22 protein-coding genes are annotated in these 26251 nt (G+C 64.6%); 15 read left to right on the top strand and 7 right to left on the bottom strand.

The genetic code is table 11. From position 1 onward, the window contains the following. Positions 1–110: 110 nt before the first annotated feature. Positions 111–2903, top strand: coding sequence for a bifunctional diguanylate cyclase/phosphodiesterase (locus tag HGB41_RS13285; protein WP_171085140.1), 2793 nt, complete (start codon positions 111–113; stop codon positions 2901–2903). A 54-nt stretch (positions 2904–2957) separates the two neighbouring features. Here HGB41_RS13285 and hemB read toward each other — a convergent pair whose 3' ends face one another. Beyond that, positions 2958–3971 carry a porphobilinogen synthase gene (hemB, locus tag HGB41_RS13280; RefSeq protein WP_171085138.1) on the bottom strand — a complete coding sequence of 338 codons (1014 nt, stop codon included), beginning with the start codon at positions 3969–3971 and terminating at the stop codon, positions 2958–2960. Between the two features lie 23 nt (positions 3972–3994). After that, on the bottom strand, positions 3995–4756 hold the full coding sequence (gene yihA, locus HGB41_RS13275) for a ribosome biogenesis GTP-binding protein YihA/YsxC (RefSeq protein ID WP_171085136.1): 762 nt from the start codon (positions 4754–4756) through the stop codon (positions 3995–3997). Positions 4757–4925: 169 nt separating this feature from the next. Here yihA and HGB41_RS13270 point away from each other — a divergent pair, with 169 nt between their 5' ends. The 3 genes from HGB41_RS13270 (at position 4926) to ccsB (ending at position 9052) form a co-directional block, all read left to right on the top strand. Then, the gene (locus HGB41_RS13270) at positions 4926–5588 is read left to right on the top strand and encodes a c-type cytochrome (protein WP_171085133.1); all 663 of its coding nucleotides are present in this window, start codon (positions 4926–4928) and stop codon (positions 5586–5588) included. 179 nt (positions 5589–5767) lie between these two features. After that, complete coding sequence (locus tag HGB41_RS13265) at positions 5768–7861, top strand: cytochrome c biogenesis protein ResB (RefSeq protein WP_171085131.1); 2094 nt, start codon at positions 5768–5770, stop codon at positions 7859–7861. Between the two features lie 24 nt (positions 7862–7885). Beyond that, positions 7886–9052, top strand: a complete 1167-nt coding sequence (gene ccsB / locus HGB41_RS13260) for a c-type cytochrome biogenesis protein CcsB (RefSeq protein WP_171085129.1) — start codon at positions 7886–7888, stop codon at positions 9050–9052. Positions 9053–9070: 18 nt separating this feature from the next. On the opposite strand, the gene uraH is transcribed toward ccsB, so the two are convergent. Together uraH and HGB41_RS13250 are read right to left on the bottom strand one after the other, a co-directional pair. Then, complete coding sequence (gene uraH / locus HGB41_RS13255) at positions 9071–9481, bottom strand: hydroxyisourate hydrolase (RefSeq protein ID WP_171085127.1); 411 nt, start codon at positions 9479–9481, stop codon at positions 9071–9073. 26 nt (positions 9482–9507) lie between these two features. After that, complete coding sequence (locus HGB41_RS13250; protein WP_171085125.1) at positions 9508–10005, bottom strand: GlcG/HbpS family heme-binding protein; 498 nt, start codon at positions 10003–10005, stop codon at positions 9508–9510. A gap of 141 nt (positions 10006–10146) precedes the next feature. On the opposite strand from HGB41_RS13250, the gene HGB41_RS13245 reads away from it, so the two are divergent. The 4 genes from HGB41_RS13245 to msrQ all read left to right on the top strand — a co-directional run bounded on the left by HGB41_RS13245 (position 10147) and on the right by msrQ (position 13922). Continuing rightward, a complete protein-coding gene (locus tag HGB41_RS13245; RefSeq protein ID WP_171085672.1) occupies positions 10147–10833 on the top strand; it encodes a heavy metal response regulator transcription factor in 687 nt (228 codons plus the stop codon). Further along, on the top strand, positions 10830–12200 hold the full coding sequence (locus HGB41_RS13240) for a heavy metal sensor histidine kinase (protein ID WP_171085123.1): 1371 nt from the start codon (positions 10830–10832) through the stop codon (positions 12198–12200). Before HGB41_RS13245 ends, HGB41_RS13240 begins: the two co-directional genes overlap by 4 nt. 129 nt (positions 12201–12329) lie before the next feature. Beyond that, positions 12330–13301: a protein-methionine-sulfoxide reductase catalytic subunit MsrP gene (gene msrP / locus HGB41_RS13235; RefSeq protein WP_171085121.1), complete on the top strand. Its 972-nt coding sequence runs from the start codon at positions 12330–12332 to the stop codon at positions 13299–13301. 3 nt (positions 13302–13304) lie between these two features. Then, positions 13305–13922 carry a protein-methionine-sulfoxide reductase heme-binding subunit MsrQ gene (gene msrQ, locus HGB41_RS13230; protein WP_171085119.1) on the top strand — a complete coding sequence of 206 codons (618 nt, stop codon included), beginning with the start codon at positions 13305–13307 and terminating at the stop codon, positions 13920–13922. Positions 13923–14280: 358 nt separating this feature from the next. Here the strand turns inward: msrQ and lysA are convergent, their stop codons facing one another. Then, the gene (gene lysA, locus HGB41_RS13225; RefSeq protein WP_171085117.1) at positions 14281–15558 is read right to left on the bottom strand and encodes a diaminopimelate decarboxylase; all 1278 of its coding nucleotides are present in this window, start codon (positions 15556–15558) and stop codon (positions 14281–14283) included. 8 nt (positions 15559–15566) lie between these two features. Next, on the bottom strand, positions 15567–15749 hold the full coding sequence (gene lptM / locus HGB41_RS13220; RefSeq protein WP_371868518.1) for an LPS translocon maturation chaperone LptM: 183 nt from the start codon (positions 15747–15749) through the stop codon (positions 15567–15569). A 41-nt stretch (positions 15750–15790) separates the two neighbouring features. On the opposite strand from lptM, the gene cyaY reads away from it, so the two are divergent. Beyond that, on the top strand, positions 15791–16120 hold the full coding sequence (gene cyaY / locus HGB41_RS13215; RefSeq protein ID WP_171085115.1) for an iron donor protein CyaY: 330 nt from the start codon (positions 15791–15793) through the stop codon (positions 16118–16120). Between the two features lie 252 nt (positions 16121–16372). Here cyaY and HGB41_RS13210 read toward each other — a convergent pair whose 3' ends face one another. Further along, a complete protein-coding gene (locus tag HGB41_RS13210; protein ID WP_171085113.1) occupies positions 16373–18706 on the bottom strand; it encodes a penicillin-binding protein 1A in 2334 nt (777 codons plus the stop codon). Positions 18707–19061: 355 nt separating this feature from the next. On the opposite strand from HGB41_RS13210, the gene HGB41_RS13205 reads away from it, so the two are divergent. From HGB41_RS13205 to HGB41_RS13180, 6 genes are read left to right on the top strand one after another with little or no spacing between them, the layout of a single operon-like run. Next, a complete protein-coding gene (locus HGB41_RS13205) occupies positions 19062–20126 on the top strand; it encodes a pilus assembly protein PilM (RefSeq protein ID WP_171085111.1) in 1065 nt (354 codons plus the stop codon). Further along, complete coding sequence (locus HGB41_RS13200) at positions 20126–20776, top strand: PilN domain-containing protein (RefSeq protein WP_171085109.1); 651 nt, start codon at positions 20126–20128, stop codon at positions 20774–20776. Before HGB41_RS13205 ends, HGB41_RS13200 begins: the two co-directional genes overlap by 1 nt. Continuing rightward, on the top strand, positions 20773–21486 hold the full coding sequence (locus HGB41_RS13195; RefSeq protein WP_171085107.1) for a type IV pilus inner membrane component PilO: 714 nt from the start codon (positions 20773–20775) through the stop codon (positions 21484–21486). The genes HGB41_RS13200 and HGB41_RS13195 overlap by 4 nt, the downstream gene beginning before the upstream one ends. Beyond that, a complete protein-coding gene (locus HGB41_RS13190; RefSeq protein WP_171085105.1) occupies positions 21483–22025 on the top strand; it encodes a pilus assembly protein PilP in 543 nt (180 codons plus the stop codon). The genes HGB41_RS13195 and HGB41_RS13190 overlap by 4 nt, the downstream gene beginning before the upstream one ends. After that, positions 22022–24193, top strand: a complete 2172-nt coding sequence (locus HGB41_RS13185) for a type IV pilus secretin PilQ (protein ID WP_171085103.1) — start codon at positions 22022–22024, stop codon at positions 24191–24193. The genes HGB41_RS13190 and HGB41_RS13185 overlap by 4 nt, the downstream gene beginning before the upstream one ends. Positions 24194–24235: 42 nt before the next feature. Next, a complete protein-coding gene (locus HGB41_RS13180; RefSeq protein ID WP_171085101.1) occupies positions 24236–26185 on the top strand; it encodes a hypothetical protein in 1950 nt (649 codons plus the stop codon). The last annotated feature ends 66 nt before the right edge of the window (positions 26186–26251 follow it).

The following is a 26251-nucleotide window of genomic DNA, read 5'->3' as shown; positions in this document are numbered from 1 at the left end:
CTTGTCGGGATAACGCGCCCGCCGCACGCATCCCGATTACCCGCGCAGCATAAATGTTACAGTGCCCGCTACGCACAACACCGCAGGATACATCTAGCCCGGGATAAGCAGTGCGCAATTATAAGAATTGGTCCGTCCGTCACTTGCTGTACAGCTTGACTGCGGCGGCAGTACTTCCTGCGTCGATCCTGCTGACGTTTTCAGTATGGAATCAGTACAAGACAGATGAGCTTGAGGCCGCGCGGTCTGCCTACAGCCTTGCCCAGTTGACGGCGAATAATCTTCAGGAGCTACTGTCGGATGCGCGGCATGTGTTGGACACACTTGCCAAGCGGCCGGGCGTGCGCGCTGTCAGTGGCCTGGACTGTGACCAGATCTTCGGTCAGTTCACGGATTTGTACCCGCAGTTCTCCAATCTCAGCAAGGCTGACCGGCGGGGCTATATCGTTTGTTCCGCCAAGGCCCAGCCGCACGACAAGCCCACTTTTGTGGGTGACGCGCTCTGGTACAAACGCGTGAGCGCCACCCAGAAGTTTACCTTGGGTTCTCCCTATCTGGGTCCGGTCACCGGACGGGTAGTCGCAGTTCTGGCGCATCCGCTGTTCGACGATGCCGGAGTCATGACCGGTTCCATCCAGATGCCGATCGACCTTGCCAAACTGCGGGTCGTCGTGGGTGCAGAAAAACTGCCTGAATCTACCGTCATCGCCGTGATCGACAGCAGGGGCGTGCTGGTGGCCCGGTCGCGTGGCGCCGAGGGGCTGGTCGGTAAAGACCTGAGTGACACCAGTGGTGTAAAAAGCGTCCTTGCCACGAAAGACGGCACCGGTCGCGCCGTCACGTCCGATGGCATTGAGCGGATTATCGGGTTCCTGCCGATCCCGGGAACCGACTGGTTCGCCGTCGCCGGCATCGACACGGAGGCAGTGCTGTTCAGTGCGCGCCAGGCCGCATTGCGTAACCTGGTGTTCGGTGGCCTGACGCTGCTGCTGGTCTTCGCTCTCGCCCTGTATGTCAGCAAACGCATTTCCCGTCCGATGATGGCGGTGCAGGAAGCAGCGCGCAGGGCGGCTGCCGGCGATCTCGACGCCCGGGTTCCGTATTCCGGCCCGCTCGAAGTGGTCGATTTTGCTGCCCAATTCAATCACATGCTCGATGCGATCCGTGCCTCGCAGAACAAGCTGGCCGATGCCAAGTCTGAGCTGGTGCTGTTGGGAACTTGCCTATCGCATCTGACCGACATGGTCATCATCATGGACGCGGGGCAGGCCGCCATGGACTGGCCGCCGATTATCTTCGTCAACGATGCGTTCGAGGGCGTGACAGGTTATCCGCGCGACGAGGTCCTGGGTCGCCCCAGCTCCCTGCTGCATGGTCCCGCCACCAGTTCGGAAGCGATTGCCGGCATCCGCGCAGGTTTCCTGGCGCAGGCGCCGTTTCGGGAAGAACTGGTTCATTACACCCGCAACGGCGTTCATTTCTGGGTCGAACTGGACATGATCCCGATCCGGAATCCGGCGGGTGCCCTGACCCACTGGGTTTCGATCGAGCGCGACGTTACGCTGCGCAAGCTGGCCGAGCAAAGCATTCACCGGCTTGCCTATTATGATGTCCTGACCGGCTTGCCCAACCGATCTTTGCTGATGAGCAGCATCGACGCCGCGCTGGCGATGGCCGCCTGCAACGGGCAGATGGGGGCGGTGCTGTTTGTCGACCTCGATCATTTCAAGAACATCAACGATGCGCGCGGGCATGCCGTCGGGGATGCGTTCCTCCAGGCCGTGGCGCAACGACTCGCCTCCACGGTCCACCAGCCGGGCACGCTGGCGCGGCTCGGTGGAGATGAGTTCGTAATCCTCCTGACCGGCCTCGCGGGAGACGAGCGAACCAGCGAGTCGCTGGCCATGGTGGAAGCAGGCAAGGTGTGTCGTGCACTCGCGCGTCCGTTCGAGGTCAATGGCCAGCCTTATATTTCGTCGGCCAGTATCGGTGTGACCCTGCTGCGCGGCACGGGCCAGTCCACACACGACCTGCTGCGCGAATCGGACACGGCAATGTACCGGGCCAAGAAACGCGGCCGCAATCACGCCGCATTCTTTACACAGGACATGCAGGTGGAAGTGGAGCTCAGGCTGGCTCTCGAAAATGAGCTCGCGTGCGCCATTGCCAACCAGGAAATGACCATCTATGTGCAGACGCAGGTCGACTGCGAGGGCCAGCCCGCGGGTGCGGAATTCCTGTTGCGCTGGCGCCACCCGGTAAGGGGACAGATTTCTCCAGCCCAGTTTATCCCGGTTGCAGAAGAAAGCGGGCTGATCCTTGGACTGGGTGCCTGGGTCCTTGGGCAGGCTTGCATGGCCCTGTCGACATTGAGTAAAGTTGGTCATCGCCTGCCGGTTTCCGTCAATGTCAGTCCAAGGCAGTTCCATCAGCCGGGCTTCGTCGCCCAGGTAAAAGAAATACTGGCGACAACGGGCGCCCCGGCAGGACAACTGATCCTGGAAGTGACGGAGAGCCTCCTGATCGACGACCTGGACGAGGCAATTGGCCGCATGAACGAGCTGGCGGCGCTGGGCATCCGTTTTTCAATCGATGATTTTGGTACCGGCTATTCCAGCCTTGCTTACCTGAAGCGTTTGCCCTTGCACGAGCTTAAAATTGACAAGAGCTTTGTGCAGGACACGCCGCACAATGGTAACGACACGGCGATCGTGAACTCGATCCTGTCGATGGCGCGGCACCTGAACTTGAAGGTGGTCGCCGAAGGCGTGGAAACCAGGGCACAGGCAGAATTCCTGATCGCCAATCATTGTCACGTATTGCAGGGGTATTTTTATTCGCGGCCCGAGGACATCGAGCAATGGCTGTCACGGTTGCTGGCGGCAGGCAGCCAGGAAAACTGACGGCCGCCAGCGCAAGGCAGGAGCCCCGTGCACGGCCGGCCAAGAGGCGTCAGGTCAGGCGCGCGCCTTCAACAAGCGCGCAATCTCCAGCGCAAAATAGGTCAGCACCCCATCCGCCCCCGCACGCTTGAAGGCCATCATCGATTCCATCATGACCTTGTCATGGTCCAGCCAGCCGTTCTGCGCGGCCGCCTTGATCATCGCGTACTCGCCGCTGACCTGGTAAGCAAAGGTCGGCACCTTGAACTCGTCCTTCACGCGGCGCACCACGTCCAGGTAGGGCATGCCAGGCTTGACCATCACCATGTCCGCGCCTTCGGCGATATCGAGCGCCACTTCGCGCAGGGCTTCGTCGCTGTTGGCCGGGTCCATCTGGTAGGTGTTCTTGTCGGCCTTGCCCAGGTTGGCGGCCGAACCGACGGCGTCGCGGAAGGGCCCGTAAAACGCCGAGGCATACTTGGCCGAATAGGCCATGATGCGGGTGTGGATGTGGCCGTTCGCCTCCAGCGCGCCGCGGATCGCGCCGATGCGGCCGTCCATCATGTCCGAAGGCGCCACCATGTCCACACCGGCTTCGGCCTGGGCCAGCGACTGCCTGATCAGCATCTCGATCGTCTTATCATTGACGATGTAGCCGTTCTCGTCCGGCAGGCCGTCCTGGCCGTGGGTCGTGTACGGGTCCAGCGCGACGTCGGTCATGAGCCCCAGTTCCGGGAAGCGGCGCTTGAGCTCGCGCACCGCGCGCGGCACCAGGCCGTCCGGGTTGGTCGCCTCGATGCCATCATAGGTCTTGAGCGAGGCATCCACCACCGGGAACAGGGCCATCACCGGGATGCCCAGCGCCACGCATTCCTCGGCCACCGTCAAGAGCAGGTCGACCGAGACCCGCTCGACACCCGGCATCGATGCCACCTGCTGGCGCTGGTTCTCGCCCTCGAGGATGAACACCGGATAGATCAGGTCCGAGGCGGTCACGATGTTTTCGCGCATCAGGGCGCGCGAGAACGGGTCGCGGCGCATGCGGCGCATGCGGGCTGCAGGGTAGGTGGCAGGAGTGATGATGGTCATGGTCGTTTTAGTGTGTCCTAAAATTATTCCGAATCCGAATCCGAATCGTCGTCCGTGCGTGGAGCGGCGCCGTCCTGCGGGGCGTCTTCGCCCTCGCTGTCCTCGTCCGTCACTTCTTCGTCGCGGTCAAGCCCAACCAGTTCCTGGATCTTGGCGTCCGCTTCTTCGATGCCGATGCGCTTGAGCGCGGAGAACAGCTGCACCGTGAACGGGAAGCCCTGGCCGTCTTCGTCGACATAGCTGTCGAGGATCTGGCGCGACTGGCGCAGGATGTTCGCCTTTTCGTTCTGGTTGAGCTTGTCGGCCTTGGTCAGGATGCAGTGGATCGGCTTGCCGGTCGGTGCGAACCATTCCAGCATCTGCGTGTCGAGATCGGTGAACGGGCGGCGCGAATCCATGATCAGCACCAGCGCAGCCAATTGCTCGCGGCGCTGGACGTAGTCGCCCAGCAGCTTCTGCCAGTGCAGCTTGGCCGTGCCGGACACTTCCGCATAGCCATAGCCGGGAAGGTCGACCAGCAGGGCGCGGATCTCCTCGACAATGGTCGGGTCCTTGCGGTGCTGGGCCACGTGGGCGCCGCCGATCGAGAAGTAATTGATGTGCTGGGTGCGGCCCGGCGTCTTGGACGCGAAGGCCAAGCCCTTTTGATTGGTGAGGATATTGATCGCCGTGGATTTGCCCGCGTTCGAGCGCCCGGCGAAGGCAATCTCCGGCACCTGGGTGTCGGGCAGATCGCGCAGCTGATTAACGGTCGTGAAGAACCGGGCTTGCCATAATTTGGACATGCTTTTGGACGTGGGGAAAGGTTTAAGTGACAACTGAATGGCGATGCGGAAACAAAGCTATTGTACAATAAGGGGTTAATCCCTGCTCCGCCGGGGGGTATCGGCAAGACTGCTGCACTGTTTCACTGTAAATTCCAAAATCTGCTTTTGACTTTTTCAGGGTGCTTGAATGAATCGTTTGACGTTTTCGCTTTTGAAGTCCTTGTTGGTTGCAACCCTGGCCGTGTGCGGCAGTGCTTCTGCGGCCGATGTGCCCCGCGTCGCCAACAAGGCCGATCCGGCCAAGGGCGGCACCCTCTACGATTCGGGCGATGCCGCGCGCGGCCTGCCGGCCTGCATGTCCTGCCACGGCGCCGCCGGCAACTCGACCATGGTCGCCAACCCGAAGCTGTCGAACCAGATCGAAGCCTATACCTACAAGCAGCTGGTCGACTTTACCACCCCGCAGCGCCAGCAGCCGGTCATGACGACCTACGCCAAGATGCTGAGCGACGACGAGAAGCGCCATATCGCGGCCTATCTCGCCGTGCAAAAGGCCAAGCCGGGCGCTGCCAAGAACAAGGACACCGTGGAACTGGGTCGCAAGATCTACCGCGGCGGCATCGCCGAGAAGGGCGTCGCTGCCTGCGCCAGCTGCCACGGCGCCAACGCCGGCGGCATCCCGGCCCAGTACCCGCGCCTGTCGGGCCAGCACCAGGACTACACCTATGCCCAGCTCGATGCATTCAAGACCGGCACCCGCAAGAACAGCGTGCAGATGACCACGCTGGCACAGCGCATGTCGCCGGAAGAAATGAAGGCGGTATCGGACTATATCGCGGGCCTCAAATAACTGCGATTCCGTAGGGTGGGCGGCTTCGCCGCCCGCGCGTTCAACTGCCGCCAGCATTGTCGCGACGTATCTCCATGTAACTATCACCGCGTGGGCGTGATACAGGCCACTGGCCTCTATCACCCTGCCCACCCTACGTGTATGCTCTGACGGTTACGAGCGCTGTAAAGAAGCAAAACATGAGTACCACCGGAATTGAACTGAACACCCGCCGCCGCTGGCTGGCCGAAGCGGTCGAGCTGGTGTCGTCGATGCGCTTCGCCATCAGCCTGCTCACGATCGTCTCGATCGCGTCCATCATCGGCACCGTGCTCAAGCAGAACGAGCCGATGCCGAACTACGTCAACCAGCTGGGCCCCTTCTGGTTCGAGGTCTTCAACAAGCTCGGCCTGTACAGCGTGTATTCGAGCTGGTGGTTCCTGCTGATCCTGGTCACCCTGATCCTGTCGACCGGCCTGTGCGTGGTGCGCAACGGGCCGAAGATGATGCGCGACATGCGCAGCTGGCGCGAGAACGTGCGCGAAGAATCGCTGCGCAATTTCCACCACAAGATGGAATGGACCGCGCCGCTGGACCGCGCCGCGCTGGCCGGCCAGACCGCCGAGCGCCTGCGCCATGCCGGCTATGCGGTCAAGCTGGTGGAAAAAGACGGCGGCACGCTGGTGGCAGCCAAGAAGGGCGCTGGCAACAAGTTCGGCTATATCTTTGCGCACAGCGCGATCATCGTCATCCTGCTGGGTGGCATGCTCGACTCGGAACTGCCGGTCAAGTTCCAGCAATGGTTCCTGGGTAAGACGCCTTTCGGCGGCAGCGGCGTGATCGCCGACATCCCGGCCCAGCACCGCCTCACCACCTCCAACCCTACCTTCCGCGGCAATACCCTGATCGCCGAAGGCCAGACCACCAATACCGCGCTGCTGCCCCAGGCCTCGGGCGTGCTGGTACAGGAGCTGCCGTTCTCGATCACGCTGAAGAAATTCGTCGTCGATTTCTACTCGACCGGCATGCCCAAGCTGTTCGCCAGCGAAGTCGTGGTGCGCGACCATGAAACCGGGAAGACTTTCCCGGCCTCGATCAAGGTCAACCAGCCGCTGATCTACAAGGGCATCGCCGTCTACCAGTCGAGCTTCGACGATGGCGGCAGCAAGCTCACCCTCACTGGCTTCCCAATGGCGGGCAACAAGGCGGACGCTTTCCCCATCGCCGGCGCGGTCGGGTCAGCCACCGAACTGAAGCAAAACGGCGAGACCTGGTCGGTCGAATGGTCGGGCTTCCGTCCTTTCAATGTCGAGAACATCGCTGCCACCCAGGACGCGCGTTCGGTAGCGAAGAACACTTCGTTCAACGAGCAAGTGACGGCCACCCTGGGCAAGGCATCCGGCTCGGCCGCCAAGAATGTGGACAACAAGGATTTGAAGAACGTCGGGCCGAGCGTGCAGTACAAGCTGCGCGACAAGACCGGCCAGGCGCGCGAGTTCATGAACTACATGCAGCCTGTGACGATCGACGGCGCCCAGGTCTACCTGGCCGGTGTGCGTGCCAGCCCGTCCGATCCTTTCAGCTACCTGCGCATCCCGGCAGACGACCAGTACAGCGTGCGCACCTGGATGCGCCTGCGCGCGGCGCTGGCCGACCCGGCCCTGCGCGCCGAGGCGGCCAAGCGCTATGCCGAACGCGCGCTGGCGCCCGAGCAGCGGGCCCAGGGCGGCCTGGGCCGGCAACTGGAAGAATCCGCGGCCCGCACGCTGGCGATCTTCTCGGGTGAGGACGGGCGCGGCGGTTTCGCCGGCGTCTCGCAATTCCTGGAAAAGATCCCGGCAGCCGAGCAGGAAAAGGCCGCCAATATTTTCATGAAGATGCTCAACGGCGCCTTGTGGGAGCTGTGGCAGGTAGCCCAGGTGCGTGCCGGCGAGCCCCTGGTCGAGCCGACCGAAGCGCACGGCCGCTACCTGCAACTGGCCACCAATGCGCTGTCCGACAGCGTGTTCTACGGCGCCCCGGTCTACCTGCAGCTGGACGAATTCGTCGAGATCAAGGCCTCGGTGCTGCAGCTGACCCGCTCGCCGGGCAAGCCGATCGTGTATTTTGGTTGCATCTTGCTGGTAGCGGGCGTGTTCGCGATGTTCTATATTCGTGAACGGCGCCTGTGGGTCTGGGTGCGCGAGAGCGAAGAGGGCGCGCATGCGCTGATGGCCATGAGCACCCAGCGCAAGACGCTCGATTTCGAGCACGAATTTGTTGACCTGAAAGAAAAACTGCCGCAAACGGCCTAGGCCACGCGGCACCTGGAGAGAACGATGGAATTGTCCCAAACACAGGCCAGCCAGCCGAAGACCTATACCCGGGAAGCCGGTTTCTTCCGGCGCCTGACCGCCATCGACTGGCTGTACGGCGCCGGGCTGCTGGCGGCCGCGCTGTTCGCGCTGAACCGCTACGGCCATTTCATGGATGGATACGAACAGGCGATCCTGGTGCTGACCGCGCCGACCTTCGCGCTGCTGGGCTGGCACTGGAAGCCGATGCGCTGGCTCATGCCGCTGGTGGCGCTGCTGTCGCTGTGGGCCATTTCCATGTATGGCGGCGCAATCGACGCCGCCAACACCAAGTTCTTCCTCAAATACATGCTGTCGAGCCAGTCCGCGATCTTGTGGATGAGCGCGCTGTTCGTGTTCTCGACCGTGTTCTACTGGATGGGCCTGATCAGCCGCTCCGAGTTCGGCGGCGCCATCGGCAGCAAGCTGTGCTGGGCGGCAGTGGTGCTTGGCTCGGTCGGCATGATGGTGCGCTGGTACGAGTCTTACCTGATGGGGGCCGACGTCGGCCACATCCCGGTGTCGAACCTGTACGAAGTCTTTATCCTTTTCTCGATCATCACCGCACTGTTCTACCTGTACTACGAACAGCACTACGCCACCCGCCAGCTGGGCGCCTTCGTGCTCCTGATCATCGCCGCGGCAGTGGGCTTCCTGCTGTGGTACACGGTGTCGCGCGACGCCGCGCAAATCCAGCCGCTGGTGCCGGCGCTGCAGAGCTGGTGGATGAAGATCCACGTGCCGGCCAATTTCATCGGCTACGGCACCTTCGCGCTGGCCGCCATGGTCGGCACCGCCTACCTGCTGAAATCCCATGGCATCCTGGCCGACCGCCTGCCCGCACTCGAGGTGCTGGACGACGTGATGTACAAGTCGATCTCGGTCGGCTTCGCCTTCTTCACCGTCGCTACCATCCTGGGCGCGCTGTGGGCCGCCGAAGCCTGGGGCGGCTACTGGTCCTGGGACCCGAAGGAAACCTGGGCGCTGATCGTCTGGCTCAACTACGCGGCCTGGCTGCACATGCGCCTGATGTCGGGCCTGCGCGGCCGAGTGGCGGCCTGGTGGTCGGTGGTGGGCTTGCTGGTGACCACCTTCGCCTTCCTCGGCGTGAACATGTTCTTGTCTGGCCTGCATTCCTACGGCGAACTCTAGGCGTTCGCCGCGTTCGCCTCAGTTGCCGCGGTAGGTGGAATAGCCAAAGGGACTGAGCAGCAGCGGAATGTGGGTGTGCTGCGCCTTCGCATCGACGGTGAATTCGACCGGGATACGCGGGAAGAAGGTGGCCTGGCCCTGGCGGGCGTAGTGTTCACCCGTTTTGAACACGATGCGGTATTCGGCAGCGGCCATCGGCTTGCCCTCAGGGTACAGCGCGGCGATGCGTCCCTGGGCATTGGTGACGCCAGAGGCCAGTTCGCGCCACTGCGCGCCCTGGCGTTGTTCCAGCGTGACCTGGATGCCCGCGGTCGGCTGGCCGCTTTGCAAGTCGAGTACATGCACGCTCAACGGATTGCGGTCGGCGGCGCCGGCCAGGGTGGCGGTGGCGAGCAGGGTGGCAAGTACAAGTGCTTCGATGGTCTTCATGGTGTGACTCCTCTGGTTGGAAAAATTCATGGCGTGACCGGATCAAACCCGGGCACCGCCGCGATGGCGGCCGCCGCGCAGGCATGGTCGTTGGCCGGCCCGCCGCCGCCGGCCACCCCGACCGCGCCGACCGGGCTGCCCTTGGCCAGCAGCGGCACGCCGCCGCCCAGCAGCAGCAGTTCAGGCAGCGTGGCCAGGTTGGCGGTATCCGGATTGGCCCGGGCATCGCGCGCCAGCGCCAGCGTCGCCTTGCGGGTGGATAAGGCGGTAAACGCCTTGCGCCGGCTGGCTTCGCCGTTGTGCGGGCCGACTGCCGGATCGCGCTGCAGGACCAGCAGCGCGCCGCCGCGGTCGACGACGGTCACGGCTACCGTGCGGCCCGACTGGCGGCAGGCATCGGCGGCGGCGCCGGCCAGGCGCTGGGCCGTTGCCAGGCCGAGTTCAGCGGCGGGCGGCGTGTGCGCCGCCGCCGGGACTGCGGTCAGCGCGGCCAGCATCAGGAAAAGGGGGACGTGCTTGGGCATGGCATGCTGCCTGTCGAGTGGGAATGGCAGGCATCTTGCCACCGGGCTGCCGACACCGGCATGACCGCCAGATGACAGGTTCGTCATCTTCGCGCCGCCCCCGGCGGCATACAATGGGTTTTTCTCCCACCCATGCCCGCCATGACCATCCTGGTGATCGAAGACGAGCCGAAGACCGGCGACTACCTGCAGCGAGGCCTGTCCGAGTCGGGCTTTGTCGTGCGGCTCACGCGCAATGGTCGCGATGGGCTGGCGATCGCTCGCGAAGAAGAGCTCGAGCTGGTGGTGCTCGACGTGATGCTGCCGCGCATGGACGGCTGGCAGGTGCTCGCCGCCCTGCGCGCCGATCCTGCGACCGAGGCCGTGCCGGTGCTGTTCCTGACTGCGCGCGACGAAGTACAGGACCGCGTGCGCGGCCTGGAACTCGGCGCCGACGACTACCTGGTCAAGCCCTTCGCCTTCGTCGAACTGGTCGCGCGCATCCGCACGCTGCTGCGGCGCGGTCCGGTACGCGAGGATGAACTGATCCGCATTGCCGACCTCGAGATCGACGTCCTGCGGCGCCGCGTGCGCCGCGGCGCGGCCACGATTGCCCTGACCGCGCAGGAGTTCTCGCTGCTGCACCTGCTGGCGCGGCGCCGGGGGCAGGTGCTGTCGCGGGCGCTGATCGCCTCGCAGGTATGGGACATGAACTTCGACAGCGACACCAACGTGATCGACGCCGCTGTGCGGCGCCTGCGGCGCAAGGTGGACGACCCGTTCCAGCAGAAGCTGATCCACACGCGGCGCGGCATGGGCTATGTCTGCGAAGCCCAGGAGCCGGCATGAGGGCCGCACTGCGCCATTCGCTGGCCCTGCGCTTGGCCACGGTGCTGGTGCTGGTCGTGGCGCTGGTGGCGGCCGGCCTGGGCGCCTACCTGTACCGCGCCTTCGTGGCCGAGATCGAGCGGCGCGACGATATCCAGTTGCTGGGCAAGCTGCGCCAGGTGCAGGTGGTGCTGGGCCGTCCCGGCGCGGACGAACTGGTACGCGCACAGCCCGGCTTCTTCCGCGACACCATGAGCGGCCAGGAGAATTCGCTGGTGCGCATCGTGGGCGCCGGCGGCCGGGTGCTGGCCGACATCAATCCTGGCTCCGAGCGCTACCCGGTCCCAACCGCGGGCGGCGCGCCTGCCGGCTGGGTGGCGCGCAGCGGCGCGCCGGGCCGGGTGGTGGCCGGCAGCGCGCGTCTCGGGGCCGACCCGGTGAAGGTGGTGGTGGCGCGCGCCTATGGCGAGCGCAGCGCCATGTTCGCGCGCTACCGCGAACGCATCGTCGCCGCCTCGCTGGTGAGCGCCCTGGCTGCGGCGGCGCTGGCGGTGCTGCTGCTGCGCCGTGGCCTGCGCCCCTTGCGCCAGGTGGCGGACCACGCGGGCCTGGTGCGGCCGGGAACCCTGGCCCAGCGGCTCGACACCGGCATGGCGCCGTCCGAGCTGTGGTCGCTGATCGAGGCCTTCAATGCCATGCTGGACCGGCTCGAGGAAGGCTATGCGCGCCTGTCGGGATTTTCCGCCGACCTGGCCCACGAATTCCGCACCCCGGTGGCCAACATGATCGGCCAGAGCCAGGTGATGCTGGCCCATCCGCGCGGCGCGGCCGAGTATGAAGGCCTGATCGTCTCGAACATCGAAGAGCTGGAGCGGCTAGCGCGCATGATCGATGCGATGCTGTTCCTGGCGCGCGCCCACCAGGAAGAAGTGATCCTGGCGCGCCGGCAGGTCGCAGCGCGGGAAGAACTGGAGCGGGTGGCGGGCTTCTTCGAGGGCATGGCCGAGGAGCGTGGCCTGCGGCTGGCCTGCACCGGCGAGGCCGTCTTCCCGGCCGACCCGACCCTGCTGCGCCAGGCGCTGGCCAACCTGGTCTCGAATGCGCTGCGCCACGCCGACCCCGGCAGCGCCGTCACGCTCGATGCCGTCCGCCATGGCGATACGGTGGAACTCAGTGTGAGCAACCAGGGCGCTTGCATCGCGCAGGCCCACCTGGCGCGCCTGTTCGAGCGTTTCTACCGCGCCGATGCCTCGCGCAGCGACGCCGAAGGCTCGACTGGGCTGGGACTGTCGATCGTCAGCGCCATCATGGGGCTGCATGGCGGGACGGCGAGGATAGAGGCCGAGGGTCGCGAGGTGCGCTTTACGCTGGCCTTTCCGGCCGCATGAACATGGCCGCCACCTTGTCGCGGGTTTGTCCTGCGTTCAAGGCGCGGCTTCCTACCGGGCGGCGGGGCACTAACGTGCACTTAAGCCACTTGGTGTAATCTGACCTTTCTCTCTGTTTCGGAGTCAAGCATGCTCATCAAACCCAGCCAGGACCAGCTCGTCCTCCCATCGGAGATCACGCCGCGCGAGGTCTACGAAGACCGCCGCCGCTTCCTTGCACGCATGGCGGCCACGGCCGCCGTCGGTAGCGCGGTCTGGGAGATGGCCAACCGCGAAGCCTTTGCGCAAGCGGCCGGCCAGCGCCTCGCCGCCACCGCCAACGCCGCACTCTCCACGCAAGAAAAGCAAACCTCGTTCAAGGATGCCAGCTCGTACAACAATTTCTACGAGTTCGGCACCGACAAGGGCGACCCGGTCGAGAACGCGCACACCCTCAAGACCCGTCCCTGGACGGTGACCATCGAGGGCGAAGTGAAAAAGCCCATCACGCTCGACATCGACCGCATCCTGAAGCTGGCGCCGCTCGAAGAGCGCGTCTACCGCCTGCGCTGCGTCGAAGGCTGGTCGATGGTGATCCCCTGGGTCGGCTATTCGCTCTCGACCCTGCTCAAGCAGGTCGAGCCGACCGGCAATGCCAAGTATGTGGAATTCACCACCCTGGCCGACCCGCGCCAGATGCCGGGGCTGCGCAGCCCGGTGCTGAACTGGCCGTATGTCGAAGGCCTGCGCATGGACGAGGCCATGCATCCGCTCGCGCTGCTGGGACTCGGCATGTACGGCCAGGTGCTGCCGAACCAGAACGGTGCCCCGGTGCGCTTGGTCGTGCCATGGAAATACGGCTTCAAGTCGGCCAAGTCGATCGTCAGGATCCGCCTGACGAGCCGCCAGCCGCGCACTGCCTGGAACGATTCGGCGCCCAACGAATACGGCTTTTACTCGAACGTGAACCCGGAAGTGGACCACCCGCGCTGGTCGCAGGCGACCGAACGCCGCATCGGCGAGGACGGCTTCTTCCAGAAGAAGCGCAAGACCCTGATGTTCAATGGGTACGACCAGGTGGCCTCGCTGTATACCGGCATGAACCTGAAGAAGTTCTTCTGAACGATGGCGTTTAATCCGTCCACTAAACAGATCGGTTTTATCAAGGCGGCGCTGTTCGTGCTGGCGCTGCTGCCTTTCCTGCGCATGGCGTATCTTGTGGCGCAGGGCGTGCCGGTCGAGCCGCTCGAATTCCTCACGCGCGGCACCGGCGACTGGACGCTCTACTTCCTCTGCATTACCCTGGCGGTGACGCCGCTGCGCCGCTTCACGGGCTGGAACTGGGTGATCAAGCTGCGTCGCATGTTCGGCCTCTTCACCTTCTTCTACGCGCTGCTGCACTTCACCTGCTTCCTCTGGTTCGACCATTTCTTCGATATCGCGGAAATGCTCAAGGACGTGGTCAAGCGGCCCTTCATCACGGTCGGCTTCATCGCCTTCGTGCTGCTGGTTCCACTGGCGGCGACCAGCACCAATGCCATGATCAGGAAGCTGGGCGGCAAGCGCTGGCAGCAGCTGCACCGCCTGGTCTATGTGATCGCGCCGCTCGGGATCCTGCATTTCTGGTGGATGAAGGCGGGGAAGAACGATTTCCAGGAGCCGATCATTTTCGGGGTGATCGTGGCGGTGCTGCTGGGATTGCGGGTGTATTGGAGTGTTGCGAAGAGACCTGCAACATCGTAGCGTGGGCGGCTTCGCCGCCCACGCGGTGATCGCTGACGGCTCCGCTCTCGTACCGGATGATCTCGCTGCTATCTATCACCGCGTGGGCAGGTAAAACAGTCCAGTGGACTGTTTTACGCCCACCCTACGATTCAACACCATGCCGCGAGCGCGGCAGAGGCTTACGGAGTGTTGCGAAGAGACCTGCGACATCGTAGGGTGGGCGGGTCTCCCGCCCACGCGGTGAGCGCTGACGGCTCCGCTCTCGTACCGGATGATCTTGCTGCTATCTATCACCGCGTGGGCAGGTAAAACAGTCCAGTGGACTGTTTTACGCCCACGCTACGATTTAACACGACGCCGCGAGCGCGGCAGAGGCTTACTTGAGCAGCGATTCCAGCGCAAACAAATCCGCCGGATTCTCGCGCTGGCGCACCAGGTGCACCTGCTCGCCATCGACGATGACTTCAGCCGCGCGGCCGCGCGTGTTGTAGTTCGAGGCCATCGTCATGCCATAGGCGCCGGCGGTCATGATCGCCAGCAGGTCGCCCGGCTCGACGGCGAGTTCGCGCTCGCGCGCCAGCCAGTCGCCCGATTCGCAGATCGGGCCGACCACGTCGTAGATCAACTTGTCGCCGTCGCGCGGCGCCACCGGCTGCACGCCCATCCAGGCCTGATACAGGGTCGGGCGCATCAGGTCGTTCATCGCCGCATCGACGATCGCAAAATTCTTTTCCACGCCGGGTTTGAGGAATTCGATCCGGGTCAGCAGCACGCCGGTATTCGCGACAATCGAGCGGCCCGGCTCGAAGATCACCTTGATCGGCTGCCCGCCATGCTTCTCAGCGCGCCACGCATCGATGCGCGCGAACAGGCGGCCCAGGTAGGTACCGACCGGCACCGGCGGCTTGTCGCCTTCCGCGCCGTAGTCGACACCGAGGCCGCCGCCGATATCCAGGTGGTGGAGATTGATTCCTTCGCTGCCCAGCTGGTCGATCAGCTCGATCAGCTTGTCGAGTGCTTCCAGCAGCGGCGCGTCATCCAGCAATTGCGAACCGATGTGGCAGTCGATGCCGACCACGTCCAGGTTCGGCAGCGCCGCGGCGGCGCGGTAGGTGTCCAGCGCATCGTCGAAGGCCACGCCGAACTTGTTGGCTTTCAGGCCGGTGGCGATATAGGGGTGGGTCTTGGCGTCGACGTTCGGGTTCACGCGCAGCGATACCGGCGCGCGCTTGCCCATGCCGGCGGCGACCTCGTTCAGGCGGTGCAGCTCGGGGATCGACTCCACGTTGAAGCACAGGATGTTCTTTTCCAGCGCCAGCGTCATCTCGTCGACGGTCTTGCCGATGCCCGAGAAGATGGTCTTGCCCGGGTCGCCGCCGGCCGCGATCACGCGCAGCAGTTCGCCGCCCGAGACGATGTCGAAGCCGGCGCCTTCGCGGCCCAAGAGGTCGAGGATGGCCAGGTTCGAGTTGGCTTTCATCGCATAGCACACCAGCGCATCGCGGCCTTTGCAAGCATCGAAATACGCGCCGAAGTTCTCCAGCAGTGCGGCCTTCGAATAGACATAGGTCGGGGTGCCGAATTGGTCGGCGATGGCGGGCAGGGCGGCGCCGTCGGCGTGCAGCACGCCGTTCTGGTACGAGAAATGCGACATCAGGGGCTTTACTTGGTCGGTGCCGGGACGGAGGCGTTATTCGATGGGACGGGTTGGGCAGGCTGCTCGACAGCGGCGGCTGGAACAGGCTTGGCGGGCGGGTTCGGCATGTAGAGCGGGCCGGTCTGGCCGCAGCCAGCGAGGGCGGCCAGCATGGCTGCGCCGCAAAGAAGTGCGATCGAGGACTTCACGATTAGAATGGAGGTTTGATTAGCAGACTTTGGAGTGTAGCATGACCGAATCCGAATTTTTGGCGCTCGCCGAAAGCACCCTGGACCGCATCGAGGAATGCCTCGACCGCCTCAACGACGAAGACGTGGTGGACGTGGAATGCAAGCGTAGCGGCAACGTGCTCGAACTCGAGTTCTTGCGTAACGGCTCGAAGATCATCATCAACAGCCAGGCCCCGTTGCAGGAAATGTGGCTGGCGGCGCGTTCGGGCGGCTTCCACTACAAGCGCGTGGGCGAGGAATGGCGCAATACGCGCGACGACACCGAGTTGTTTGCGTCGCTGTCGCAATGCGTGACGGAGCAGGGCGGGGCGCCAGTGGCATTGGGTTGAACGTTGGCGCGGCACCGGGGTTGATTTTGTAGGGTGGGCGGGGTAATTTCGGGCAATGCCCGGAATCACAAACGCCCACGCGGTGATAGTTAGCGTAAGAATGCCGCGCGCGATGATCTTGCAGCCGGTTGAACGCGTGGGCAGAATCTGCCCACCCTACGGTGTGAGACGGAGCATGAGGTAGCGGCAAGCACAACCAAAAATGGCGGCCTGTTCATCAGGGCCGCCATTTTTTTTACAACTGTCAAAAAATCAGAACAGCTCGTTCCTCACCGCGTCGCGCGCCTTCTGCTCGGCCGGCGCTGGCGGGGCGCCGACGTCGAGCGACTGGACCCCGGTGCCCGGCGGGTTCTCGGCGTAGTAGTACTCGCCGTTGGCCTGGATGAGCCCCGGCGGCACGTCGCGGTCGACGCTTTCCTCGCCCTTGAGCGCCTTGCCCATGTAGCCGATCCAGATCGGCAGGGCCAGGCCGCCGCCGGTTTCGCGGTTGCCCAGGTTCTTCGGCTGGTCGTAGCCGATCCAGGCGATGCCCACCAGTTTCGGGTTGTAGCCGGCGAACCAGGCGTCGATCGAATCGTTGGTGGTGCCGGTCTTGCCGGCCAGGTCGGTGCGCTTGAGCGACAGGGCCTTGGTGGCGGTGCCGTGGCGGACCACGTCGCGCAGCATGCTGTCGACCAGGAAGGCGTTGCGCGCGTCGATCACGCGGTTCGCTTCCAGGCCGGCGCGTTCCGGCCGGGCCTCGGACAGCACCTTGCCGGCGCTGTCGGTCACCTTCGAGATGATGTAGGGGCTGACGCGGTAGCCGCCGTTCGCGAACACGGCATAGGCGCCGGCCATCTGCAGCGGCGTGGTGGAACCTGCGCCCAGCGCCAGGGTCAGGTAGGCCGGGTTGCGGTCCGGGTCGAAGCCGAAGCGGGTCGCGAATTCCTGGCCGTAGCGGGCGCCGATCTTGTTCAGGATGCGGATCGAGATCATGTTCTTCGACTGCGTCAGGCCGCGGCGCATGGTCATCGGGCCTTCGTACTTGTTGTCGTAGTTCTTCGGCTCCCAGGCCTGGCCACCGGTCTGGCCGGCATCGAAACTGATCGGCGCGTCATTGATGACGGTGGCCGGCGACAGCCCGCGCTCGAGCGAGGCCGAGTAAATAAACGGCTTGAACGAGGAACCCGGCTGGCGCCAGGCTTGGGTCACGTGGTTGAACTTGTTGCGGTTGAAGTCGAAGCCGCCGACCAGCGCGCGGATCGCGCCGTCGTCGGTGTTGGCCGCGACAAACGCCGATTCGACTTCCGGCATCTGGGTGATGATCCATTTCGATTCGTCGTCCTGCATCACGCGGATCACGGCGCCGCGGCGCAGGCGGCGGTTCGGCGCGGCTTTCTCGGACAGCCAGGCTTTCGCAAAGCTCAGGCCCGGGCCGCTCATCTTGATGGTCTCGCCCGAGGCGATGGTGGCGGTCACCTGGGCCGGGGAAGCCTGCAGCACGATGGCGGCCACGATGTTGTCGCTGTCCGGGTGCTCGGCCAGTTCGGCTTCGATGGCTTCGTCGGCTTCGCTCTTCTCGCCCGGGATCTCGATGTACGACTCCGGTCCGCGGTAAGGGTGGCGGCGCTCGTATTCCATCACGCCGCGGCGCACCGCCAGGTAGGCTGCATCCTGGTCGGCCTTGGTGATGGTGGTGAACACGTTCAGGCCGCGGGTATAGGTGTCTTCCTTGAACTGCTCGTACACCAGTTGGCGCGCCATCTCGGCCACGTATTCGGCGTGCACGCCGAAGGCCGTGCTGTCCGACTTGATCTTCAGTGGCTCCACTTTGGCCTGGTTGAACTGCGCGTCGGTGATATAGCCGAGCGAATGCATGCGCTGCAGGATGTACTGCTGGCGGGTCTTCGCGCGGGTCGGGTTGACGACCGGGTTGTAGGCCGACGGGGCCTTTGGCAGGCCGGCCAGCATCGCGGCTTCGGCCACGCTGATGTCGCGCAGGTCCTTGCCGAAATAGATCTGGGCCGCCGACTGGAAGCCGAAGGCGCGCTGGCCCAGGTAGATCTGGTTCATGTAGAGCTCGAGGATCTGGTCCTTGCTCAGGTTCTTCTCGATCTTCCAGGCCAGCATCGCTTCATAGGCCTTGCGCTTGAAGGTCTGCTCCGAGGACAGGAAGAAGTTGCGCGCTACCTGCTGGGTGATGGTCGAGGCGCCCTGGCGCGCGCCGCCGGTCGCGTTCTTGAACACGGCGCGCAGGATGCCCAGGTAGTCAACGCCGCTGTGCTCGTAGAAGCGGTCGTCCTCGATCGACAGCACCGCCTTCTTCATGACGTCCGGGATGTCCTTGAAACGCACCAGGGTGCGGCGCTCTTCGCCGAACTCGCCGATCAGCACGTTATCCGCGGTGAAGATCCGCAGCGGCATCTTGGGGCGGTAGTCGGTGATGGTGTCGAGCGCCGGCAGGTTCGGGTAAGCCATCGCCAGTGCAAAGACCAGCACCAGCACGCCGATGACCGCCAGGCCGCTGAAGGCGGCCAGCGCCATCAGCACCAGGCGTTTCGGGCTGTATTTCGATGGCGAAGAAGGTGATGCTTGTTTCTCTTTCATGCTGGCTTTCGCTGTATTGGTTTCATTCCGTCAAGCGCCTCATTATAAGGCAGCCATTTCACCTGCCCAAGTAAATGAGCTCAACAAAACGGCCTTAACAATATCAAGCAGGAAACGGTCGTGGCAGCGGTGATAACACCCTTCGCCATAGTGTGGCGCGCGCGCCCCGGATTGCGATGTTCCTGCATAGAAATATCTTGTCTGGGGGCATCCTTATTGCTACGATCTCAGGCACTGCCTCATATATGTGCATTAACTTTGTGATTTTCTGCAGGTTATTAGAAACAAAATCCCGCGTGCGGGCGTTCAACATCAAATCCCGCGTCAAACGGGAAGGGCACCAGGGAGTACGCTCGTGATCAATCTAGGTTCCTTGTTCGGGAAGTCCAGTCCGCCGTTGGCCGGGCTCGACATCAGCACATCGGGCGTGCGCCTGGTGGAGCTGGGCGACGCCGGCAAGGGGGAGCTGCGCCTGGAGCGCTTTGCCGCCGAACCGCTGCCGCGTGGCGCTGTCGTCGACGGCAATATCGAAAACATCGACCAGGTCGCCGACGCGGTGCGCCGCGTCTGGACCAAGAGCGGCACCCGGGCCAGGCATGTTGCCCTCGGCATGCCGCCGGCCTCGGTCATCACCAAGAAAATCATCCTGCCGGCCGGCATGTCGGAAGACCAGCTTGAAGTACAGGTCGAATCCGAAGCCAGCCAGTACATCCCGTTCGCGCTCGACGAGGTCAGCCTCGACTTCGACGTGATCGGCCAGGCCCCGAATTCACAGGAAGACATGGAAGTCATGCTGGCCGCCGCGCGCCGCGAGAAGGTCGAGGACCGCGTGGCGATCGCCGAAGCGGCCGGCCTGACTGCCACCGTGATGGACATCGAATCGTATGCGGCGCGCGCTGCGCTGGCGCGTGTGGCCGGCGGCAAGGCCGACCAGATCATCGCGCTGTTCCAGATCGGCGCCCAGTCGACCCACGTCTCGGTGCTGCAGAACGGCGACACCATCTACGAGCGCGAGCAGCCTTTCGGCGGCAACCAGCTGACCCAGGACATCGTGCGCGCCTACGGCATGGCCTTCGAGGAAGCGGAAAACCGCAAGAAGGCCGGCGACCTGCCCGAGAACTACCGCGCCGATTTGCTGGGCCCCTTCATGGAAAGCGCGGCGCTGGAAATCACCCGCGCAATCCAGTTCTTCTTTACCTCGACGCCCTACACCCGCATCGACGCGCTGTACCTGGCCGGCGGCTGCGCCGCGCTGCCCGGCCTGCTCGAACTGATCGGCAATCGTACCCGCATCCCGAGCAGCATCGTGGCGCCGTTCGAGGGCATGTCGATCGGTGCGCAAGTGCGCGAACAGCAGCTGCGCCAGGAAGGCGCAGCCTACCTGGTCGCCTGCGGCCTTGCCATGCGGAGGTTTGGCTGATGATCCGGATTAACCTGTTACCCCACCGCGAAGCCAAGCGCAAACAGAAGCAGAAAGCCTTCGTGGCGCTGCTGGCCCTGGGCGGCGTCGCCGGCGCCGTCGTGGTGCTGCTGGTGGGCGGCTACAACGCCAGCCGCATCGCGGCCCAGAACCAGCGCAACCTGGTGCTCAAGACCGCCAGCGCGGAGCTGGACAAGAAGATCGGCGAGATCGACACGCTGAAAGAAGAAATCGAAGCCCTCAAGGCACGCCAGCAGGCGGTCGAGGACTTGCAGGGCGACCGCAACCAGCCGGTCTACCTGCTCGACGAGCTGGTGCGCCAGACCCCGGAAGGCGTGTACCTGAAGTCGTTCAGGCAGGACGGCCAGAAAGTGACGCTGGCCGGCTACGCCCAGTCGCAGGAACGCGTCGCCGAACTGCTGCGCAACGTCTCCGGTCCTTCGCCCTGGCTCGAACGCCCCAACCTGACCGAAGTGAAGGTCGCCCCGCTGGCCCAGAGCAAGACCGGCCGCAAGGTCGTCGAATTCAGCATGGACGTGGCGATCAAGCGGACGCGCGAACAGGTGCAGGACGAGGATGGCAAACTGAGCGCCAAGCCAGGCGCCAGGGTTGCCGGCGCCGATGCCAAGGCCAGGACGGAAGCACCATGAATATCGATCTGAAAGACCTCGGCGCCCGCCTCGCGGCGCAGTTCCAGGACCTGCAGGGGCGCCAGCCCGGCCAGTGGCCGCTGGCCCCGCGCCTGCTGTGCGCGACCGGCGTGATGGCCGCCGTCGTCGGCCTCGGCTATTTCTTCTACTGGGATGGCCAGTTCGAGAAGCAGAAGAAGGGCGCCAAGGAAGAAACCAAGCTGCGCGCCGAATACAAGAGCAAGATGGCGCAGGCCATCAACCTCGAGGCGCTGCAGGCGCAGAAGGTGCAGGTCGACCAGTACGTCGAGCGCCTCGAGAAGCAGTTGCCGAACAAGTCGGAAATGGCGGACCTGCTGTCCGACATCAACCAGGCCGGCGTCGGCCGTGGCCTGCAGTTCGAACTGTTCAAGCCGGGCTCGGAAGTCGTGCGCGACTACTACGCCGAGCTGCCGATCAATATCAAGGTGAGCGGCAAGTACAACGATGTCGGCGCTTTTGCTGCCGACATGGCCAACCTGCCGCGCATCGTCACGCTCAACAACATGTCGCTCACCTCGAAAGAGGGCGGCCTGCAGCTCGAAGCGGTGGCCAAGACCTTCCGCTACCTCGATCCGGAAGAGATCGATGCGCAGAACAAGGCGCGCGGCGACAAGAAGGGCAAGGGCAAGGGCGGCAAGAACGCCAAGGGCGGGGCCAAGGCCAAGCCGGCAAAAGGAGCGAAGAAATGATGCGCCTGCGATTAGCCGGCGCCCTGTGCGCCGCGACACTGCTGGCCGGTTGCGGCGACGGCGACGTCAAGGAAGTGCGCGACTGGATGAAGAAGGTCGAGCGCGAAACCGTGCCGGCCGTGAAGCCCCTGCCGGAGCCGAAGCAATTCGTGCCCTACGCTTACAATCCGGGCGGCGCGATCGAACCCTTCAGCCAGGAAAAGCTGCTCGGGGAGATGGCGCGCGTGGCACAGGCATCGGCCAACCCGATGCAGCCGAATTTGAATCGTCCGCGCGAGCCGCTCGAGAACTACCCGCTCGACACGATGCGGATGGTGGGCACGCTGCAAAAAGGCGGCGCGAACTATGCGCTGGTACAGATCGACGCCCTGATCCACCAGGTCAGGGTCGGCCAGCGCATCGGCCAGAATCACGGGTTGGTCACGCGCGTCAGCGACAGCGCGATCGACATCAGGGAAGTTGTGCAGGACGCCACCGGCGACTGGGTCGAACGCAAGGCGACGATCGAGTTGGCGGAAAGCAAGGAGACCGGGAAATGAGCCCAAATACCACCATTCGCATGACCGTACCGCTCTGGCTGGCGCGCACCGGCGCCGTCATGCTGCTGGCGCTCGGCGCCGGCGCAGCTGCCGCACAGGGCAATGCGATCGAGTCGATCACGGCCAACCAGCAGGGCGCCAACGTGGTCCTAAACATCGCCATGCGCGAGGCGCCAGCCAAGGCGCCGATCGGCTTCTCGATCACCAACCCGGCCCGCATCGCCCTCGATTTCGGCGCCACCGCGAATGCCACCGGCAAGTCGTCCCAGGACATCAACCTCGGCGACGTGCGCGGCCTGAACCTGGTGCAGGCCGGCGCACGCACCCGCATGGTGCTGAACCTGGCCCGTCCGCTGAACTACGCCGCCGCGATCGACGGCAAGTCGGTGATCGTCACCGTCGAAGGCTCGGGCGGCGTGGCGCAGGCGGTGAACGCTTCCGGCCTGCCGGTCGCAGCCCCCGCTGCTGCTGCTCCCGCCGGCAAACAACTCTTGCGCGACCTCGACTTCCGCCGCGGCGCGAATGGCGAAGGCCGCGTCGTGGTCGACCTGCCGCATGGCCAGGTCGGCGTCGATGTGCGCCAGGTCGGCAACCAGATCCTGGTCGACTTTATGAAGACCGGCCTGCCGGAAACCCTGCGCCGCCGCCTCGACGTGACCGATTTCGGCACCCCGGTGTCGCGCATCACCACCGCCGTGCAGGGCCAGAACGTGCGCATGACCATCGACGCGCAAGGCGTGTGGGAGCAGTCGGTCTACCAGAGCGACACCCAGCTGGTGGTGGACGTGCGTCCGATCAAGGAAGACCCGAACAAGCTCGCCCAGGGCACCACCGGCTACCGCGGCGAGAAGCTGTCGTTCAACTTCCAGAACGTGGAAGTGCGCGCGGCGCTGCAGGCGATCGCCGACATCTCGGGCCTGAACATCATCACCAGCGATTCCGTCAGCGGTAACCTGACCCTGCGCCTGCGCGACGTGCCGTGGGACCACGCGCTCGACGTGGTCTTGCAGGCCAAGGGCCTGGATATGCGCAAGAACGGCAACGTGCTGTGGATCGCCCCGCGCGAAGAATTGCTGACCAAGGAAAAGCTCGAGCTCGAGCAGCGCGCCCAGATCGCCGACCTCGAGCCGCTGCGCTCCGAGATCTTCCAGCTCAACTACCAGAAGGTCGAGGCATTCCGCACCGTGTTCGGCCTGGACGCCGCCGGCGGGGCTTCCGCCGACAGCAAGAACCGCGTCCTGTCCAAGCGCGGCAGCGCGATCATCGACCCGCGCACCAACCAGTTGTTCATCACCGACGTCGCCTCGAAGATCGAAGACATCCGCAAGCTGATCCTGAAGACCGACGTCGCCTCCAAGCAGGTGCTGATCGAAGCGCGCCTGGTGGAAGCGAATGACGGCTTCTCGCGCAACCTCGGCGCCAAGCTGGGCTTCTCGGACATGCGCGGCATCCGCGGCGGCGACGCCGGCTGGTCTGTCGGCGGCAACGAGCGCCTGGCGATCGCCGGCAACCTGACCGGCGTCGGCCAGGCCACCGGCCAGGTCGCCAACAGCGCCGACAGCTTCAACAACATGAGCCTGGTGAACCTGCCGGCCGCGGCGATCGGCGGCATTGCGCCGTCCTCGCTGGCCTTCAGCCTGTTCTCGTCGGCCGCCAACCGTTTCCTGAACCTGGAACTGTCGGCGCTGGAAGCGGACGGCAAGGGCAAGATCATCTCGAGCCCGCGCGTGGTCACTGAAGACAAGCAGCTCGCCGTGATCGAGCAGGGTATCGAACTGCCGTACCAGGTCGCCACCAGCAGCGGCGCGACCTCGATCACCTTCAAGAAGGCCAACCTGCGCCTGGAAGTCACGCCCCAGATCACCCCGGACGGCAATGTCGTGCTCGAGGTGGACGTGAACAAGGATTCGAAGGGCGAGGAAACCCGCGCCGGCTTCGCCATCAACACCCAGCACGTCAAGACCAAGGTAATGGTCGAGAACGGCGGCACGGTGGTATTGGGCGGCATCTACCAGCAGACCGAACGCAGCAACGAGACCAAGGTCCCGCTGCTCGGCGACGTGCCGGTGCTCGGCTACCTGTTCAAGACCAAGGGCCGCGAAACCGCCAAGACCGAACTGCTGGTGTTCATCACGCCGAAGATCGTGACCGACGCCGCCGCGCGCTGAGCCGGCCCGACACCCCACCAAACGAACGATAAAAGCCAAGACATGAAAACCCCGCAATCGAACACCTTCAAGGGCGGCGCCGCGCTGCTGCTCGCCGTATTGCTCGCTGCCTGCGGCGGCGGCGGCGGCAGCCCCGGCACCGTGACCGGTGGCGGCACAGGCACCGGCGGCACCGGCGGCACCACCACCCCGGCAGCATCGACGGTCGGCCTGAGCTTCGTCAACGCCAGCGGCCAGGCCAGCAACTCGCTCACCGGCGCCGCGCCGCTGACGGTGCGCGCCCTGGTGCGCAATCCGGCCGGCCAGCCGCTGCCGAACGTGCTGGTGTCGTTTGCCACCGACCCGGCGCTGGCGGTGTTCTCGCCGACCGCCGGCACCAGCCTGACCGACGCCAGCGGCGTCGCCAGCGTGACCATGCGCACCGCCAGCCTGGCCGCGGGCGGGGCCGGCAAGGTGACGGCGACCGCCGCCGTCGCCGGCGCTACCATCACCAGCGAAGCCAATTACTCGGTCGGCGCCACCGCGCTGACCTTCAGCGTCCTGCGCCTGGCCCCGGCCAGCATCGCGGCCTATGGCTCGACCGAGATCTCGCTCGACCTGCTGGCCAACGGCGCGCCCTACACCGGGCAGGTGTCGGTGAAATTCAGTTCCGCCTGCGCCACGGCCGGCAAGGCCACCCTGGCCGATACCGCTGCCACCAATAACGGCACCGCGAAAGTAGTCTACCGCGACCAGGGCTGCGGCAACAGCGACGTCATCACGGCCTCGGCCGACGGCGTGACGACCCCGGCCTCGGCGACCCTGCAGATCGCAGCGCCGGCAGCGGCATCGGTGCAGTTCGTCTCGGCGCTGCCGAACGATAAATCGATCGTGATCCAGGGCCAGGGCGGCATCAACCGCACCGAGACCGCCACCCTGCGTTTCCGCGTGTTCGACATCTTCGACCGTCCGCTGGTGGGCCAGCGCGTGGACTTCATCGTGGCCCCGGCAGGCGCCGTGACCCTGAACAAGGCCAGCGACACCACCGACCAGAGTGGCGAAGTCATCACCACCGTCAACTCGCTCAGCTTCCCGACCACCTTCCGCGTCCAGGCCACGCTGCCGCAAACCGCGACCGCGACCCGCCCGAACATCTCGACCACCTCGGATTCGATCGTCGTGACCACCGGCCTGCCGGTGCAGCGCTCGGTCTCGCTGAGCGTGACCACCGCCAATATCGAGGGCTGGGCCTACGACAGCGGCACGACCACGCCGGCGGCCTCGTTCAATATCCTGCTCGCCGATGGCTTCGGCAATCCAGTGGCCGACGGCACCCCGGTGGTCTTCCAGACCAACATGGGCGCGATCGGCTCCTCGGACCGGGGTGGCTGCAACACGCTCAACGGCGGCTGCTCGGTCGACTTCCGCACCCAGAACCCGCGCCTGCCGTCGCCGAACACGCCGGCCACCCCATGCAATACCGGCCCGGGCTCGTCGCCCGACGCCACCCGCCGCGGCGTGGCCACGATCTGCGCCAGCACCACCGATGGCGCGGTCACGCAGTTTGCCAAATCGGCGGTGTTCTTCAGCGACGGCCGCGTGAAGCATGTCTTCTTGAATAACGCGGCCACGGCGCTGCCGGAAAACCAGACCGTTGCGATCGGGCCGGTACCGGCCGATACCCCGCTGGTGTTCACGCTGCAGCTGAACGACCTGAACTTCAACCCGCTGCCGGCAGGCTCGACGGTTGCCGTCACCGGCATCGCCAATGGCAGCGTGGTGGGCGTGGTTCCGGCCATCGTGCCGAACATCTTCCCGCACGATGCCAATAACGACGACCCGACCGGCAACACGATCAGCGGCAACCAGGGTTCGACCCACCGCTTCACGATCACCAGTGTCGGCGAAAAGCCGTGCACGGCCGGCAGCGTGGCGACCTTCGACGTGACGGTCACCTCGCCGAAAGGCTCGGTCACTTCGATTCCGTTCCGGGTCGCCTTCAGCTGCCCATGAGGGTGTAAGCAACTGATGGATTGACGCAAAGAGAGGCGGCCGGTCTATACTGGCCGTCTTTTTTAT

It is taken from the genome of Telluria aromaticivorans (genome assembly GCF_013003915.1).
Classification (GTDB): Bacteria; Pseudomonadota; Gammaproteobacteria; order Burkholderiales; family Burkholderiaceae_D; genus Telluria; species Telluria aromaticivorans.
Note: the sequence above shows the minus strand (reverse complement) of the source record. Positions and strands in the feature narration are given on the sequence as shown.